The organism is Bacillus sp. 005/A4HT-01/001, assembly GCF_004634445.1.
GTDB lineage: Bacteria > Bacillota > Bacilli > Bacillales > Bacillaceae > Bacillus > Bacillus altitudinis.
Map to the genome: position 1 here is coordinate 188444 of NZ_SEIZ01000004.1, position 19414 is coordinate 207857.

A 19414-nucleotide genomic window follows, 5' to 3' on the forward strand; every position below is an offset into this window, starting at 1 on the left:
TCACCCGGTACGCCTTGCGGCGAGAGGTCATATAACGAACCCATAATGTAAAAACGAGTATTGGCAATCGCTGTTCCGATAGGAAGCGTGCCTTGATCTGGATCAATGATCCCGCTTGTCGCCACGACCGTATTTTCTGTTGGGCCGTAGTTATTGACGAGTTTGTATGGAACGGGCTTCACCTGTTTTAGCTTGTCCCCGCCTGTCAGTAAGTAACGGAGAGAATGATTGTCCATCGACATAAACTGCTCACATAGCTGTGTTGGCAGGAACGCAATGGTAATGCCTTCGTGATTAAAATACGAATTGAGCTTGATCATATCGAGGCGAATCGCTTCGTCGATGATATGGAGCTCTGCGCCAGCGATCCACGTCGGGAACATCTCCCAAATGGAGGCATCAAAGCCAAAGCCGGCATATTTGGCGGTTCGGTCTTGTTTCGTCACCTGGAAAGCATCATTGTGCCAGTAGGCGAGATTGACAAGGGACTGGTGCTCGACCATGACACCCTTCGGCTGTCCAGTCGTTCCAGATGTGTAAATCATATAGGCGAGATCTGTTGGTTTAACAGGAACCTGAATCTCGTGTGCTTCTCCTTCTACTGCCTCTTCTATGAAGAGGGTATGACCTGTGAAAGAACGTGGTGCAGTGAGCCCTTTCTGAATCAGAAGGACCTCTGCCCCGCAATCTTCCAGCATATAGGCAATGCGCTGCGCTGGATAATCGGCATCAATCGGCACGAATGCCGCACCTGCTTTGAGAACTCCGAGAACAGCGGCTGTCATCTCGAGCGATGGACGCGTGAGAATGCCGATGCGGTCTCCCGGTTTTGTGCCGCTGGACATAAGTCTTGCGGCGACTGTATTCGCCCGGTTGTTCAGTTCTTCATACGTCCAGCTTGTGCCGCAGAAAGTTACGGCTTTTTGATCAGGTACTTCCTGTGACTTCGCCTCAATCAATGCATGAACCGTTTGATCTGTCGGGACATTTAGGACAGGTCCGGACCAATCATCAAGCAGATGTCGCTCTTCTTCTTTTGTTAAGATGGAGATGGTCGAGATCGGCTGATTCAATTTCGCAAGCATTTCGTCTATGATTCGCTCAAAATATTGACTCCATCGCTGAATGGTACTCTTTTTAAATAGTGCCGCTGCATATTCAAAGCGCAAGCCCACTTGATCTTGTTCCTCAAAGATGCCGAGCGTTAAATCAAACTTTGCCTGAACGGCTTCTTGCTGTTTGTGTGAAAGCGTAAGTCCGTTCAAATTCGGTAACGTCAGATCACGGTCATCCGTTGTCATCATGACACTAAACAACGGGTTGCGGCTCGTGTCTTTCGGAAGGTCTAACTGCGCGACCAAATCCTCAAACGGGAATCCTTGATGTTCATAAGCTGATAGATTGTGATCTTTTATTTTTTCTAGCAGATGCTCTGCAGTTTCTTCTAACTGAACGTCATGTCGAAGGGCCAGTGTATTCACAAACATGCCCGGAATCCGTTCGATTGACGCATGTGTACGGCCAGCCGTTACAGCACCTATGACGATGTCATGCTGCCCAGTCAATTTATGAAGGAGAATGGCAAAGGCCGTTTGCATCACCATGTTCAAGCTCACATTTTTTTCAGCCATGAGCGCTTTGAGATGCTGCGCCTTTTCAGCAGACAGCCATCTATCCACCCGGTCTCCTGCAAATGACTGCACACTAGGCCGAGGGAAATCAAGCGGAAGTGCCAAGTCTTCTGGCGGCTGTGCATATTGCTCCAGCCAATACTGCCGCTGTTTTTCAAGTGCTGCTTGCTGCTCTTCCTCTTGCTGCCATACCGCATAATCCTTGTAGTGCAACTGAACTGGCGGTAACGTCTTATGCTCATACAACTCCGCTAATTCTTGAATGAGCAGACTGCGTGTCACCCCGTCTGCGATGATATGGTGCATATCCATCATGAACACATATTTGTCATCAGACAGCTTTGCCACTTTCGCCCTCATTAGAGGTGCTTGATGTAATGAGAATGGTGTCATGAAGTTGTCTACGACGGATTGTACCTGATCGCTTTCTACTTCAACCATCTGTAACGTAAACGGCACACAGCGATAAATTTTTTGGACGGGACTGCCGTCAATTTCAACAAAGGCTGTCCGCAATGACTCATGTCTATCAATTAAAGCGTGAATCGCTCCTTCTAGCTGCTTCAAATCAAGGTTTCCTTCCATCATGAAAACGGCTGGCATATGGTAGGTGACGGATTCTGGATGCAGCTGCTGTAATACGTACATTCGCTTTTGTGCGGAAGAGACTGGATAGAAATCTTGCTTTTCCGCTGGCTGAATGGATGTAACAAGCGAAGCATCAGCTTCTTTCAAATAGGCAGCTATCGCCCGTATCGTTGGCTTTTCAAAAAGAACCTTGAGTGGAACATGCTGATTCAGTTTGGCTTGGATTTTCGAAATGAGCACCATGCCTTTCAGAGAATGCCCGCCTAATTCAAAGAAATGGTCATCAATGCCAACTTTCTCAATTCCAAGAACATCTGACCAAATATCACAAAGCGTCTTCTCAAGCGCCGTTTCTGGTGCTGCGTGTGCCGTGCGGTTCATATGTGCCTCATGAGGAAGCGGCAGAGATTTCGCATCTACTTTTCCGTTTTGCGTCAGCGGCATATGATCCACTTTGACAAAATAAGTAGGAATCATGTAATCCGGCAGTGTCTCTGAAAGCTTTTCTCTAAATGTCAGCGTTCCAATGTGATCAGGTGCTGTATAATATAACGCCAGCTCCGGTAAACGAGACGTGTTGATCACTTTGACATACACTTTTTGAATGGTTGAAAGGGCACGTGCGGCATGCTCAATTTCTTGTTTCTCAATTCGATAACCGCGAATTTTCACTTGATCGTCTACTCTTCCAAGGAATTCAATCTCCCCATTTGCATGCTGTCTGACCAAATCTCCCGTTCGATACATCCGCTCTTGAGGGAAATAAGGATTTTCAAGAAAACGCTCTGCTGTTAATTCAGGCTGATTCAAATAACCTTTTGAAACACCATCACCTGAAATGTAGAGCTCACCCGGTGCGCCATAAGGGACAAGGCGTTGCTCGCGATTGCATACGAGCGCTCTTGTATGAGCAATAGGCTTTCCGATGATAGAACGCTCCTTTAAAGCATCCAGCTCATGCGGTGTCATTAGCTTGCTCACTGTACCAATCGTTGTTTCTGTCGGACCGTAATGGTTCATCACTGCCACGCATGGATGCTGCTTCATAAATGTTTCAACATCTTCAGAGACAATCGGTTCTCCTCCCAATACCACAAGCCGTAAAGCGTCAAATGTATATCCCTTTGAATCTGCCATCATATGAAATAAGGATGGTGTCATTTTGATATAAGTCAGCTCTTGTTCATCAATAAAACGCATGAGACGTACAGGGTCTGTATACACGTCTTCACGAGGAATATAGAGTGTCCCGCCTGCTTTTAGAACCGGGAAAATGCTTGTGTAACCAAGGTCGTATGCATAAGAAGACAGGAGTGCCGTTCGATCGCATTCTTGTAAAGTCACTTCATGTGTCAACCAATTGACGTAGTGTGATAGATTACGATGCGTGAGCTGTACACCCTTTGGCTTCCCTGTTGTTCCAGATGTGTAAATCACATAAGCCAGTTGATCAACCGATACGTCCGGCAGGTCTAGAGAATCGTTTCGTTGGACGGCTTTCTCCACATGTACGACCTGAATCGACTTGAGATGATGATAGGAATCGCCAAGAGACTCATTTGCCACGATGACTTTTGCCCCTGAATCTTTTAATGTGTAACGAATACGTTCCGCAGGAAAAGCTGGATCAATTGGTACAAATGCACCGCCCGCTTTCATTACACCTAGCATCGAGACAATGACATAGACAGAGCGATCAAGAATAAGTGCGACTGTGCTTTCTTTCTCTACGCCTTGCATCTTCAGCTCACTGCAAAGAGCATTGGACATGTGATCTAGTTCACGGTAGGTCAGCTTCCTTTCACCATCCATCACCGCAATGGCATCAGGCGTTTCCATGGCTTGACGTGAAAATTGCACATGGTACGGCTCATGTTGACCTGTTTGTTCTCCATCCCTTTTCTCCAGCCGCTCCATTTGTTCATGCTGATCCAAGAGGTTGAACAAGCCAATTTGTTCATTCGGATGCTGGACCGCCTCACGAATAATCGCAAGAAGATGTGTTCCGAACCGGCGGATGGTTTCCTCTTTAAATAATGCCGTTGCATAGTCTAGGCTTAGTTTTATTTCTCCCTCACGTTCAAATGCTTCTAGAGACAGATCAAATTTGACGGATCGGTGCTGCATTGCATAAGGCGAAATGTTCAGATCGCCGAGCTTTAGTGCAGGAACATCCATGTTCTGCATATTAAACGAAACACTAAAGAGCGGGCTTCGGGTTGTATCACGATCAAGCGGCAGACGCGCGATTAACTCTTCGAGCGGATAGCTTTGATGTGCAAAAGCATCTACACTCGTTTCTTTTATTTCTTTAAGCAGCTGTAAAAATGACTTTGTTTGTTCCGGTTTCCCGCGCATCGCAATGGTATTGATGAACATCCCCGGCATGTCCTGAATATCTGGATGTGTTCGCCCCGCAACAGGAGATCCGACAATGATATCTTCCTGTCCGCTGTAGGAAGCGAGCAGCACTTGAAATGCAGATAACAAGAACATGTACAGCGTCGTATCTGTTTTCTTGAGCAGCTCATGAATACGCTGAGTTGTCGCTTGATCACAGCCAAACATCACCCGTTCTCCAGAAAAATCACGTTCCACTGGACGTGGGTAGTCTGTCGGCAAATCTAAAACCGGTACATCTCCTTCGTATTGCTTCAGCCAATACGCTTCATGCGCACGCTGTTTCTCTGTTTCTTCTTCACTTAACTGCCAGACAGCGTAATCTTTATAATGAATGGCTCTTTCTGCAAGTGCCTCTCCATCATAGGCTTTCGCCAAATCCTGAATGAACGTCTTCATGGAGCTGCCATCTGTAATGAGGTGATGTGCTTCCAAGACTAATAGATGACGATCATGACTCACTTTGAGCAACTGTGCCCGCAGGAGGGGAGCGGCTGTCAAATCAAACGGCGCCTGACGTTCAGCAAGAAATGCCTCGGCCTCTTCTTCCTTTACATCATGGACAGGGAGGTCAAATGCCGCTCTTTCATGTACCCTTTGGACGATGTTCTCGCCTTTCATATGAAAACTCGTTCTTAAGATTTCATGCGTTTGAATCAATTCATCAAATGCTGAGGTGAGCCGCTGATGATCGAGCGTACCTTCAAGCGTTAAGACGATCGGAATATGATAGTTCGTACTCTTAGGTTCAAGTGTTTGTAAAATGTATAAGCGCCGCTGAGCTGGTGACACTGGATAGTCCTCCGCCTTCGCTGCGGGTAAGATCGGATGTCCTTGTTCTTCTTGACCGTCCTGGTCAATGTATGACGCAAGCGATCGAACCGTTGGCTTTTCGAATATCACTTGAATCGGAACTTCCTTTTGGAACACTTCTTGGATTTTGGCTGACATCATCATTGCTTTGAGTGAATGTCCGCCAGTCATGAAGAAATGCTCATCTATTCCCACCGCTTTCCCAAGCAGTTCCTCCCAAATTTGAGCAAGCGCCTTTTCCGTCTCAGTTTCAGGCGGAATGATCCTGACTTCTTCACGATGAGCTTCGTCAGGCGTTGGTAAAGCTTTTCGATCGACCTTTCCGTTTGCTGTAAGCGGGAAAGCATCTAGCTTCATGACGTGATGAGGTACCATATATGCTGGCAGTGCTTGATGAAATAAAGCCCGCACCTCTTCTTCTCTGATCGTTCCCGTATAGTAAGCGGTCATTTCTTTTTCTTCTGAAGGAGACGCATGGATGAGCACAACCGCCTCATCGATCCCCGCCTCTTGTTGAAGAACCGTTTCAATTTCACCGAGCTCAATACGGAAACCACGGATTTTCACTTGATCATCTGTCCGTCCGAGGAATTCGATTTGACCATTTGAACCGTACCTAGCCAAATCTCCTGTTCGATACAAACGCCCTTCTGCCTTGAAAGGATCAGCGATAAATACTTGCTTTGTTAATTCTGGACGATGGAGATATCCTCTTGAGACACCGTCACCGCCGACATACAGCTCTCCTGGCGCACCAATTGGCTGAAGTCTTTGATTGTCATCTAAAATGTAAGCGGACGAATGATTGATCGGCTGACCAATTGGAATCGTGCCCGTTTCATCCCCTCTCACCTCATAAATGGTCGAGATGGTGGTGTTTTCTGTTGGGCCATACGCATTCAGTAAAACAAGTGATGGATGATGTTTCTTCACAAGCTCTGCACTTTTCACATTGATCACATCACCGCCTGTGATCAATTTGGACAATCCTTTAAACATATGCGGTCGCTGCTGAGCGAGTTGATTAAACAAACCTGTCGTTAAAAAGAGCGCCGAGATTTGATTCGTTTGGATAAAGCGTTCAAACCGGTTGATGTCCAATAACGTGTCACGGTCAACAGGATAAAGCGTTGCACCGTTCAGCAGTGTGGTGAAAATTTCAAAAGTAATGGCATCAAAGCTGACTGCTCCTGTATGTGCCATACGATCCGACTTGTTCAAGCCCAGTGTCTCCTGAGAACATGCCAATCTGACAATATGCTGATGCTCAATTTGAACACCTTTTGGCTGGCCGGTTGACCCCGACGTGTACATGATATACGCCAATTGCGAAGGAGAGGTCTCGACTTCGAATGGTCCGTTGGACTGATTCGATATGTCCGACACACGAACGGCTTGGATACTTTCATGAACTGGCGGCTGGCTGTCCGCATAGAGCAGAACGGATGCGCCGCTGTCTTCAAGCATAAAGCGGATTCTATCCTCTGGCTGGGCTGGATCAATTGGTACATAAGCAGCCCCTGCTTGAAGAATCGCTAAAATGGCGATCACTGCTTCAGCAGATCGATTCATATACACTGCGACGGCATCTTCTTGTTTCACTCCGCTATCAATCAAATATCCCGCAACACGATGGATTTCTTGGCCAAGTTCTTCATAGGTGAATGCCCGCTCTCCTTCGACTAACGCCAGATGGTCTGGCTGCGTTTGAATGCGTTCTTTAAGAAGCTCAGGAATAGACAGATGCTTTGGATAATCTCGTTCTGTCTTGTTCCATGCTTCAATCTGCTGTTTTTCTTCTTCGGTGATACACGTCACGTCATGAAGGCGAACTTCCGGATTCTCGATGATCTGCTTCATGAGGTTGGTCAGGTGTTTCGATATTTTTTCAATGACCTCTTCTTCAAAAGCCACCGCATTGTATTTGATTTTCAATGTCCATGTTTCACCTGGATATACGAGGACATTTAGATCGAAATTCGTTTGTTCAAATCCGTCTTTTACATCAATGGAAAACCCTAGACGTTCCGACATGGTGTCACCAGATAGCTCTTGATCTAAAGGATAGTTCTCAAACCCGACCAAGTGATCGAAGAGTTGTCCTCCTGCAGCTGTCTGTTGCTGAATGTCATAAAGCGGCATAAAATCATAGTTTTCCGCTTCCAGCGCATGCTGCTGAACTTTTTGAAACAGCTGTTTGAAGGTGTCTTCCTGATTCATTTCTACCCTGACCGGTATTGTATTGATAAAAAGTCCTGCCATCTGTTCTATACCAGCCACACTTGGTGGCCTGCCAGATACGACTGTTCCGAAAGTGACATCATGTGCCGCATGGTAAGTGCCTAAAAGAACCGACCAAACAGCCTGGAATAGATTCGGTGCTGTCACTTGGCAATTCCTTGCGATCTCTTGAATGGTGCTGACCATTTCAGCATCCCATGTGAACGTCCATTCCTGATGGTCATATTGTCCGTTCGCTTCTTTTTGCTGCAAAAGCCCTTGATGCTGAATCGCACCATCTAAGCGATCCTTCCAATAGCCTTCCGCTGCTTGTTGATTTTGCTTGCCAAGCCACTGAATATAATCTGCATAAGGTTTTCCTTGTGAGCGATCCGGCGTTTTGCCGTTCCGATAAGATTCGTAGTAATGAAACAATTTTTTCATCAAAACTCCCATGGACCAACCATCCATGATGATGTGATGGTTGCTCCAAATGAGATGCCAGTTTGTTTCATTCAGTTGAAAAACAGCGACCTTCAATAACAAATCATTCGTTAAATGAAAGCCTTGCTTTCTCACTTGCTTTTTATATTGATCTAGTACCTTTTGCTGTTCCTGATGGTTCAGGTGAGATAGATTCTCTCTATACACATCTAGATTGCGCTCTGCCAGTACAACCTGACGAGGCTTCTGTAATTGCTGATAGACAAAGGCTGTACGGAGAATGTCATATGTGCCGATGAGCTCATTGAGACTTTTTTCAAAAAGATCGAGATCAAACTCCCCTCTTATTCCAAGCTCCAGCTGTGTGAAATAAGAGGACGAATTAGGGTCTAGCATGGCATGATATAACATACCTTCTTGCATTGGTGTTAAAGGATATACCTTTTGAATCTTCTGTTTGCTCATAGTCCACCTCTTCGTTTGCTTAAAATATATCCATTAGCTTTTCAAGTTCATCCATGGTCAGGTCATCGTCTCCTACATCACTAGGCGTAATTTGCGCTTCATCTTGTGATACACAATGTGAGATGAGTGCCTTCACGTTCTTTTCTAAAAGGTCCTTGAACTGTTCCATCGTTTGCTCTTCGAATTCAAGCTGGTGATATGACATCGTCATATGGAACATGCCCTGTTCTACGAAACCAACAATATCTAATGCATGAGGTTTCTCTGATTCTGGACTTAATGATTGACCTGCCTGCCAAGTGGATCGACTTAGTTCACCCCCGCCAATCTGTTCATCAAACTGACCAAGATAGTTAAAGCTGATATCTGGCGTGACATCAAATGCGAGACCGTCCTTCATTTTGTCAGGCGTTAAGTATTTTAAAACGCCATAGCCGATTCCCTTGTTCGGAATGTGTCTGAGCTCTTCTTTCAAAAGCTTGATTTGATACGAAAGATCCTCCGCATGCGACAAATCAAGTAGCACAGGATACATGCTCGTAAACCAGCCGATGGTCCGCGACACATTGACCGCCGGAAGGATGTCTTCCCTTCCATGTCCTTCAAGGTGAATAAAGTGTCTGTCTTCTCCTGTCCACTCTTTCAGGGTCAATCCTAAAGCGGTTAGCAAAATGTCATTGATTTCCGTATGGTACGCCTCATGTACTTCTGTCAGTAGACTGCGTGTTTCTTCCTCAGACAGCGTAAAGCGAATGGTTTTTGTATGCAGCATTCTTTGATCCTCTGTAACATGATCCTTTTGCAGAGGTGCAGTTAAATGCCCAAGTACCTTTTTCCAATAGTCCCTTTCTGCCAGCAGCTCATCTGACACTGCATATTCCGTCAACTTCTGGGCATATGCTTGGAATGAATGTGTTTTTTCAGGAAGTGTCAGCTCTTCCCCACGCTTCGCCTGCTCATAAAGAGCCATGAAGTCTTCAAGGAAAATACGCCATGACACACCATCAATGACAAGGTGATGTACAACGAGCAATAAGTGATCTCCATGATCCGTACGGAAAATCGCAGGTTTGACTAACGGTCCCTCTGTTAAAGAAATACTCGCCTGCACTTCATTTGCCAGCTTTTCTACGTGCTCGATTTGCTGTGATCGTTCTCCTTGTACTTCTATCACGTCCACCGCTACATCGTTTTCGTCTACTCCACGATGACGCTGGATGATGCGTCCTTCTTCTATCGGATAAACCAATCGCAAAGCATCATGATGGGTCATCATCTGCTCGAGCACTTGCTTGACAAGCGCTTCATCCAAACCATTTGCCGCATGGAGCATAACGGACTGATTCCAATGATGCTGGCTGCTGAAGTTCCGTTCAAAGAACCAGCGCTGAATTGGTGTTAAAATGACCTCTCCTTCCACAGGTGATTGATCGGCTGTGAGAAGGTCCGCTTCTTCGATATATGGGCGAAGCTCCGCAATCGTTGGGTATTGGAAAAGTAGTTTCATATCGAGCTTCCAGCCTTCTTGCGTGAGTCTGCTTGCCATTTGGATGCCTTTAATCGAATCTCCGCCAAGGAAGAAGAAATGGTCGTGAATACCGACTTGGCTGACGCCAAGCACATCTTCCCAAATGCCGCAAAGCAGTGTTTCCACTTCATCTCTTGGGGCTTCGTATGCTGTTTGATTCGCTTCCACATCAGGTGCTGGCAGTGCTTTGAGATCCACTTTGCCATTTGCCGTCATCGGCAGTTGGGCTAGCTTAATGATCCATGATGGCACCATATATTCAGGTAAGGTGCGCTTTAGGCTTTCTTTCAAAGTGCCCGTTTCTTTATCTGTGATGACGTAAGCGACAAGAGCGTCTTGATCACTTGCGTCTTTGACCGTTGTCACGACGGCTTCTTGGACTGAATCCAGCGCAAGGAGCTGCGCTTCAATTTCTGACAGCTCAATACGGAATCCGCGGATGCTCACTTGATGGTCTTTTCTGCCGAGATAGATCAGTTCGCCATCCTCTGTCCATTTCACCAAGTCACCTGTACGGTACATGCGCTCTCCTGGATAAAATGGATCTGGGACAAACCGTTTGTCCGTTTCCTCTGGGAGATTCCAGTAGCCTCTTGCCAGTCCTTTCCCCGCAATCACGAGCTCACCCGGTACGCCTTGCGGCGAGAGGTCATATAACGAACCCATAATGTAAAAACGAGTATTGGCAATCGCTGTTCCGATAGGAAGCGTGCCTTGATCTGGATCAATGATCCCGCTTGTCGCCACGACCGTATTTTCTGTTGGGCCGTAGTTATTGACGAGTTTGTATGGAACGGGCTTCACCTGTTTTAGCTTGTCCCCGCCTGTCAGTAAGTAACGGAGAGAATGATTGTCCATCGACATAAACTGCTCACATAGCTGTGTTGGCAGGAACGCAATGGTAATGCCTTCGTGATTAAAATACGAATTGAGCTTGATCATATCGAGGCGAATCGCTTCGTCGATGATATGGAGCTCTGCGCCAGCGATCCACGTCGGGAACATCTCCCAAATGGAGGCATCAAAGCCAAAGCCGGCATATTTGGCGGTTCGGTCTTGTTTCGTCACCTGGAAAGCATCATTGTGCCAGTAGGCGAGATTGACAAGGGACTGGTGCTCGACCATGACACCCTTCGGCTGTCCAGTCGTTCCAGATGTGTAAATCATATAGGCGAGATCTGTTGGTTTAACAGGAACCTGAATCTCGTGTGCTTCTCCTTCTACTGCCTCTTCTATGAAGAGGGTATGACCTGTGAAAGAACGTGGTGCAGTGAGCCCTTTCTGAATCAGAAGGACCTCTGCCCCGCAATCTTCCAGCATATAGGCAATGCGCTGCGCTGGATAATCGGCATCAATCGGCACGAATGCCGCACCTGCTTTGAGAACTCCGAGAACAGCGGCTGTCATCTCGAGCGATGGACGCGTGAGAATGCCGATGCGGTCTCCCGGTTTTGTGCCGCTGGACATAAGTCTTGCGGCGACTGTATTCGCCCGGTTGTTCAGTTCTTCATACGTCCAGCTTGTGCCGCAGAAAGTTACGGCTTTTTGATCAGGTACTTCCTGTGACTTCGCCTCAATCAATGCATGAACCGTTTGATCTGTCGGGACATTTAGGATAGGGCCTGACCATTCATCAAGCAGTTTTTGCTGCTGCGCTGGTGATAATAATTGCATCTGATCTAATAATTGATCTGGTGCTGACACCATTTGTTCGATCAAGTAAAGGAAATACTCCTTCCACTTCTCAATCGACGACCGTTCAAAGATAGAAGAATTAAAATCAAACACAAGCTCGATTTGATCGTCAGATTCGTTTCCAGTTAAGGTTAAGTCAAATTTGGCTATATTCTCATTGAATGATTGTGGAACAATGTGAAGTCCATCCATCGACAAGTCACGAATATCTGCATTTTCCATCGAGAACACCACATCAAAGATTGGATGGCGGCTTGTGTCGCGAACCGTTTGCACTTGGTCCACCAATTCTTCAAATGGGTAAAGTTGATGTTCATTTGCCGCTAACACAAGCTCATGAACTGTTGACGCAAATTGAGAAAATGTCTGATGTCCTTCTGGTTTTGTTCTGAGTGCCAGCGTATTCACAAACATGCCGATGACTGATTGAATATCAGGATGAGTTCTGCCCACCACTGGAGAACCGATCATGATGTCTTCTTGTCTCGAAAGCTTGCTTAAAAGTGTACTGTAGCAAGCAAGCAGCACTGTATACGTTGTACTGTTGAGTGATCTAACCAACTCATCCAATTGCGCTTTAAGCGCACCGTCTATAGAGAATTCGACGCGGTCCCCTTCAAACGTCTGAACCTTTGGTCTCGGAAGATCCTCAGGCAGCGCCAAAACAGGCAGTTCTCCTTGTAATTGTGCCAACCAAAACGCCGCTTCTTCCGCTTTTTTCACAAGAGATTCTTCACTGTTTGACCAAACCGCATAGTCCTTATATTGAATAGGCAATTCATCAAGTTCGTCTCCTCGATACAAGATCGATAGCTCATCAATTAAAATACCGACAGACGCACCATCTGAAATGATGTGGTGCATATCAATCAACAAATAATGAACACTCTCCGATTCAGACACAAGCCCCACTCTAAGCAGCGGCGCTTTTTCTATATCAAATGGACGGATAAAATCATTCATTAATTGCTGAATGTCTCGGCCTTCCCCTTCGATGTTTTCAATGTTCACAGAAACATTCGTTTCAATTCGCTGAACAGGTTCACCCTGAACGAAGTCAAAGCTCGTACGGAATGCTTCATGACGATGAACAAGCTGGTCAATGGCTTTTTTAAATCGTTTTTCATCAAATACACCTTCAAGCTTTAAAGCAGCTGGCATATGATAGCTCTGCTCGGCATCTGTCATTTTTTGCAGAACAAACAATCTTTTCTGAGCAGATGTCACAGGATAAAAAGCCGCTTCTTCCGCTTTCTCCACTCGCCTGATTTCAGTTCGATCTGTTTGATCCACCGCAAGGGCAAACGCCTCTAAAGTGGGTGATTCAAATAATGTTTTCAACGTACATTCCACATGCATCTCTTCATAGAGCCTGTTCAGCATTTTCATGCCGCGCAGTGAATGACCACCGCATTCAAAGAAATGATCATGTCTGCCGATTTTCTGCACCTCAAGAACTTCCTCCCAAATGTGTGCCAATATACGCTCTGTATCTGATTGAGGAGGGACGTATTCATTTGCCGCCTGCTCACTTACATCAGGTACCGGTAATGCCCGTCTGTCTACCTTGCCATTGCCCGTTAGTGGCAGCTCGTCTAATTGCATGAAGAAAGCTGGCATCATATAAACAGGGAGTTCTCGTCCTGCTTGCTCACGTAAATCCGACAGCGGAACAGCACCTTCTGCTGTGAAATATGCACACAATGTATCATTTGATATCGCAATGACAACGGCTTCCTTCACTTGCGAATGCTGCAATAGCTGGTGTTCAATTTCGCCAAGCTCGATACGCTGACCTCGAATCTTGACTTGATGATCGATTCGCCCAATGAATTCAATATCTCCATTTGACAGCCATCGTGCGAGATCGCCCGTTTTGTACATGACTTCACCAGGTCGGAAAGGATTTTCAACAAACTTTTCGCTCGTTAACTCTGGTTGGTGATAATACCCCATGACCAGTCCATCACCTGCAACACAAAGCTCTCCAGCAACTCCCGGCGGCTGCACTTGTCCAAACTCATCGACAATATAAACAGCCGTTTGACTCACCGGCTTTCCGATCGGAATCGACAGTGCTTGTTCTTCAATGTGATTCACCGGATAATACGTTGTGAAAATCGTGCTTTCAGAAGGTCCATACATATGAATAAGTTTGTCTTCTCCAACCGTTTCAAGCGCTGCCACAACATGCGGCACAGAAGCACGTTCCCCGCCAAACAGCACTTTTCTGACGTTTTTCAGGCTGCCTTTTTTCATATCAATCAGTAAGTGAAATAGAGCGGTCGTGATCATTAAAATACTGACTTTTTCCTTCTCAATCGCGCCAGAAAGCTCATTCATATTTAAAATCTGATCCTTTGGCAAAACAATGAGTTTCGCTCCGTTCAATAAAGCACCAAACACATCAAACATAAATGCATCGAATACATAGTTTGAAAGGCTCATCACCGTGTCTTCATGATGAATGGTGAGATAATTCGACTGCTTCACTGTTCTCAAAATGTTCCGATGCGTCACCATGTTCCCTTTAGGTTTGCCTGTCGTACCAGATGTGTAGGTCAAATTCGCCAAGTCCAAAGGCGAAACACATACAACTGGATTGCTCTCTGACTGCTGATCAACGGCTTGATCTTCTGTTTCTATGATTTTCCCTTCAAACGCAGTAAGCACAGAACGATGACGCAGCACCTGATGGGTCAGGACAAACTGTGCACCACTATCTGTCAAAAAGTGCTTGATACGTTCATCAGGGAAGTCAGGATCAATTGGCACATAGACACCGCCAGCCTTTAGCACAGCTAAAACCGACAACACCATCTCATTGGAACGTTCAAAGAATAAAGCCGCTTTCATCCCTTTTTCAAAACCATGTTCGTGTAAATAATGAGCCAACTGGTTCACTCTGCGATTCAGCTCTTGATAAGAAAGAACCTCATCTTTATATTGCAAAGCAGGCTGGTGACCATGCTGCTGTACTTGTGATTCAAATTGCGTCACAATGGTTTCTTCCGCAGGATAAGGCGTAGGTAACGGGTTCCACATCTTCAATTGAGCCGCTGCCTCATGTTCAGACAGTAAACGGTATGATTGAATCTCTTGCTCCGGCACTTCGACCATCTGCTCCAGAAGATAAACATAATGCTTGAGCATCTGCTCGGCTGTACTTCGTTTAAATAACGCCGTACTGTAATCGAGAACAAAGGAAAGACCATGACATGACTCCGTCGCTTGAAGTGTGAGATCAAACTTCGCAATATGGAAATTGGTTTCCTCGACTTCGACTTTCATCTCTCCAATATGCTGGGTTGTTGAATGATCTGGCGTCAGAGTAAAGACCGTATCAAACAATGGATGGCGGCTAAAATCTCTTTGCACATTTAGCTTTTCAAGCAGCCGCTCGAATGGATATTGCTGATGCTCAAACGCCCTCATCGTCTTTTCCTTTACTTGCTCAATCAACTGTGTCATTGAACCGTTCGGATCTACCTCTGAACGTAAAGCAAGTGTTTGGACAAACATGCCGATCATGTCATTCAAATCTGCATGCACTCGGCCTGCTGTTGGCGTCCCCACCACAAACTCCTTTTGACCTGTGTATTTCGCAAGCAATGTATAGTAAGCAGAAAGCAACACGGTATACAGCGTCGTATGATGATTCGCTGCAAGCTCCTGCAAACGGCCTGTTAACGTCTCATCGATGTTCCTGAGAACGCGATCTCCAGCGAAAGACTGGACAGCCGGACGCTGATAATCAGTTAGCAGCTGCAAAGCAGGGATATCTCCTGAAAATTCTTTCAGCCAGAACGCTTCATCTATTTGACCGCCTTGCTCTGCCTGTTGTTCTTGCCAAACAGCATAATCTTGATATTGAAGCTTCAATGGCGCTTTCACTGATCCCTCATATGCGTTAGACAGCTCACGCAGCATTAAATCAATTGAAAGACCATCTGAAATTAGATGATGCATATCGAAATAGAGAAGATGCTCCTGATCATGTAAAGACTGTAGCCCCACACGCAAAAGCGGAGCCTGCTCAAGATAAAAAGGTCGGACAAATTGACGCATGTTCTCTTCCATCGTGCTGCCTGTCACCTGTTCTATTTGAAATGGAACGGATGAAGCTACCCGCTGACGAGGGACTCCTTTGACTGTATGAAAAGAAGTGCGCAGCATATCATGACGTGCGATCAGTTTTTCAAAAGCTGCATCCAATTTCTCCCGTTGCAGCGTTCCTCTTAATTTCACAACGGCAGGCATATGATAGGCGATGCTCTGCTCCAACTGAGTCACCATATAAACACGCTGCTGCGCTGGTGACAGTGGATAATCGGCGGCAGTCGGTGCTTTCGGTATGACCACTTGTGAAGACTTTTCCGCTTGTTCAATATAAACAGCAAGTGCTGCAATCGTTTGCTGTTCAAATAAAACAGATAAAGGGACCTCCACTTGAAAAGCCCGCTGAACGAGTGTAAGAACTTTCATCGCTTTGAGTGAATGCCCGCCTAGGTCAAAGAATGAGTCGTACACACCTATGTTCTCTTGATGAAGAACGTCTTCCCACAAACGAACAAGCTTCGTTTCTACATCGTTTCTAGGCGCTACATAAACAGCACTGACAGCCTTGTCTCCCTTTAATGCAGCAAGCGCACGCCGGTCGACTTTCCCACTCACTGTCAGTGGAAATGCCTCAAGCTGCTTGAAATAAAGCGGCATCATATAAGCTGGCAGCTGATGTTTGATAGCGGCTTGCAGGGTGTCCACGGAAAGAAATTCTTGTCGTGCTTGATAGTAAGCACTTAAAGCCTTTCCACCGTCCGGTTCATCCACGACAAGGACAACAGCCTGATCGACTCCGTCTACCTGCTCCATGACCGCCTCAATTTCACCTGTTTCGATGCGGTAACCTCTTATTTTTACTTGGTCATCTATTCTTCCAAGGTAATCAATTGTGCCGTCTGGAAGCCATCTCACTACATCACCTGTGCGATACATCCGGTCTTCAGGAAAAAATGGATCTGGTCTGAATGCCTTCTCCGTCAATTCAGGCTGATTCACATAGCCCCGTCCAACTCCTATTCCCGCAATGCATAGTTCTCCCACAGCTCCCTGCACCTGTAGTTGTTCATGTTCATTTAAAATATAAATCCGGTGATGGCCCAGTGGCTTTCCAATTGACACATAGCGCTGTTCTGGTGACTTCTGCAGCTCACTGAGATCTAGACGGTGAACCGCCGCATCCACACACGTTTCTGTCGGACCATACACATTCCACAAGGCAAAATCCGGCTGGCTGACACGCACAGCTTCAATCAGCGCCTGCGCTGCTTTCGCAGGGAGTGCTTCTCCCCCAATCAGCATGTGAGTCAGTGCAAGCCCATCCAACTCCGCTGCAAGTAAAAGCTGCACATGTGCTGGCGTTCCATCTGTTGCTTTGATTTGATGTTCTTTGTAATAAGTCGCTAGCTGTACACCGTTTCGTGTCGTTTCTCTTGGCACAATATGAAGCGTATGTCCAAATAAAAGAGCAGCAAAGATTTGTTTAACAGATGCATCGAAATGGAATGGTGCAAGAAGTGCCACTTGAAGCTGATTTGCCCCCTCATACACTTCGTGATGCAGGGCATGAACCAAATGATGCAGCTGAAGATGCTCGATCATCACTCCCTTCGGCTTTCCAGTCGTACCCGATGTATAAATGAGATAAGCCAAATCCTGTGATGTCGTCTGATCGATCAGCTCAGGCAGCGGACGATCTTCTAATTCCATATGCTGCTGGACAATCATTTTTTCCGCAATGGATGAATATCGCTGAACAAACAATTCTTCTGTTAAAACGATAGAAGCACCAGAATCTTCTACAATAAATTGAATGCGTTCCTCAGGTAATGCCGGATCGATCGGTACATATGCACCGCCAGCTTTTAATATCCCAAAAATGGCAGCCATCGCATCTGCCGTCCGTTCCATTAAAACGGCAACTGGTACATCACGCGAGACACCTTTCATCTGTAAAAATCGTGCCAGTTTGTCCGCTTTTTGATACAGCTCTCCATAAGTGAACGTTCCATTTTCCGCTACCACAGCTGCCCGTTCTGAATACGTTTTAGCTACCTCATCAAATAAGTGGTGAACTGGTTTCGCTTCTGGTAAATCAAATGCTTTTCCCTTAGATAATTGAAGCAACTGCTTTTGTTCATCTGCTGGCAGTAAAGAGAGAGCCCCAATCAGCTGATCTGGCTGAGAGACTGCCGCCTCCAGCAAAATAATCAATCGATCAAACAGCTTACTCATATCGTCTTCACTAAATAGATCTGTACGGTAATCCAAATCAATGGTCAATGTATCTGTATCCCAGCGGTCTTTCACATGAATCGATATATCATTCATCCCGCTTCCACTAAAAATCGGCTCCGTAATGAACGAAAGATTCTCTTTTTTCTGCCACTGCATGACCTGATACTCTAAAGAAATATCAAACAGGCGTCCTGTAAATCCATCTCTTTCCCTTAAATCATTCATGAGCACATTGTAAGGATATTTTTGATGACGCAAGATCTTCATCTGATCCGCCATGACTTGCTTCACGAAATCAAGAAACGTGAGGGATCCTTGCACAGATGCGCGCATCGGAATGGTCGACACAAACATCCCAATCATCTTTTTTTCCTTTGCATTCGTCCGATTGCCCATAAAAGTTCCAAGGACCACATCCTCCATGCCGCTAAATCGGTGCAAGTAAATATAGACAGCGGACATAAACATAGAAAGCATACTGACTTTCTCTTCTTCACAAAAGACTCGAAGCTTCTCCTTTAAAGAATCAGGAATATCCCCTGAAAATCTCTCCGCATGTAAGCTCATCTCGTAACCTTTATGCGGTGTTAAAGAAGCGAAATCTGGAATATTGGCAAATTGCTCGTTCCAAAAAGCTTGGTCTTTCTGAAAACGTTTAGAAGATTCATACGTTTGCTCACTCATGATGTGATCAACGAAGGAAATGTCTTCAATTGGGGAGATGTCTGTCCCCTGCAACATGTCATGGTATAGATCAATGATTCGGTTTCCCATCAAGATAATTGAAATACCATCAGCCACAATATGATGTGCTTTACAGAACAGCCAGCACTCTTGATCACTGATTTGAAAGACCGTAAATTCAATTAAGGAACGATCAATCAGTTCCATCGGCTCACGAATCTCCTCGTTCGCCCACGCCCTGACTTCCTTTTCACTCCAGCCTTTCACCAAACGAATCGGCTGTTTTTCATATGGCTTGATATATTGAACGGGCTCCTCCTGCTCATGTCGATACACCAGCCTTAAACGAAGAGAATCAGTTTCACGAATGTACGCTTGAAGCACATCCACGATCAAAGAAGGATTTAGACCTGATACCGATCTTAACTTGGCAAACCCACCCAAATTAGAAATACTTGTGCCTGGATAAAATCTTTCCGTGTAGAATACTCGCTTTTGCGCATGTGTTAAGGGGTAATAAACTGTACTCATTCTCATCCTCCGCTCTTCTATGTTTTCTCCACCAACTGTGATACCCTGCACCCTCTATATCAAAAGAACCAAGTCTATTTCATTAAAATAGACGGAATAACAGAAAAGGAGCCCACCC

General features: G+C 45.8%; 2 protein-coding genes. Both read right to left on the bottom strand.

Annotated features, from left to right (window positions below; genetic code table 11):
• A partial coding sequence (locus tag ES896_RS13685; protein WP_135226944.1) for a non-ribosomal peptide synthetase occupies positions 1 to 8561 on the bottom strand: 8561 nt, incomplete at its 3' end.
• A 19-nt stretch (positions 8562 to 8580) separates the two neighbouring features.
• Positions 8581 to 19296, bottom strand: coding sequence for a non-ribosomal peptide synthetase (locus ES896_RS13690; protein ID WP_167764458.1), 10716 nt, complete (start codon positions 19294 to 19296; stop codon positions 8581 to 8583).
• Between the last annotated feature and the right edge of the window lie 118 nt (positions 19297 to 19414).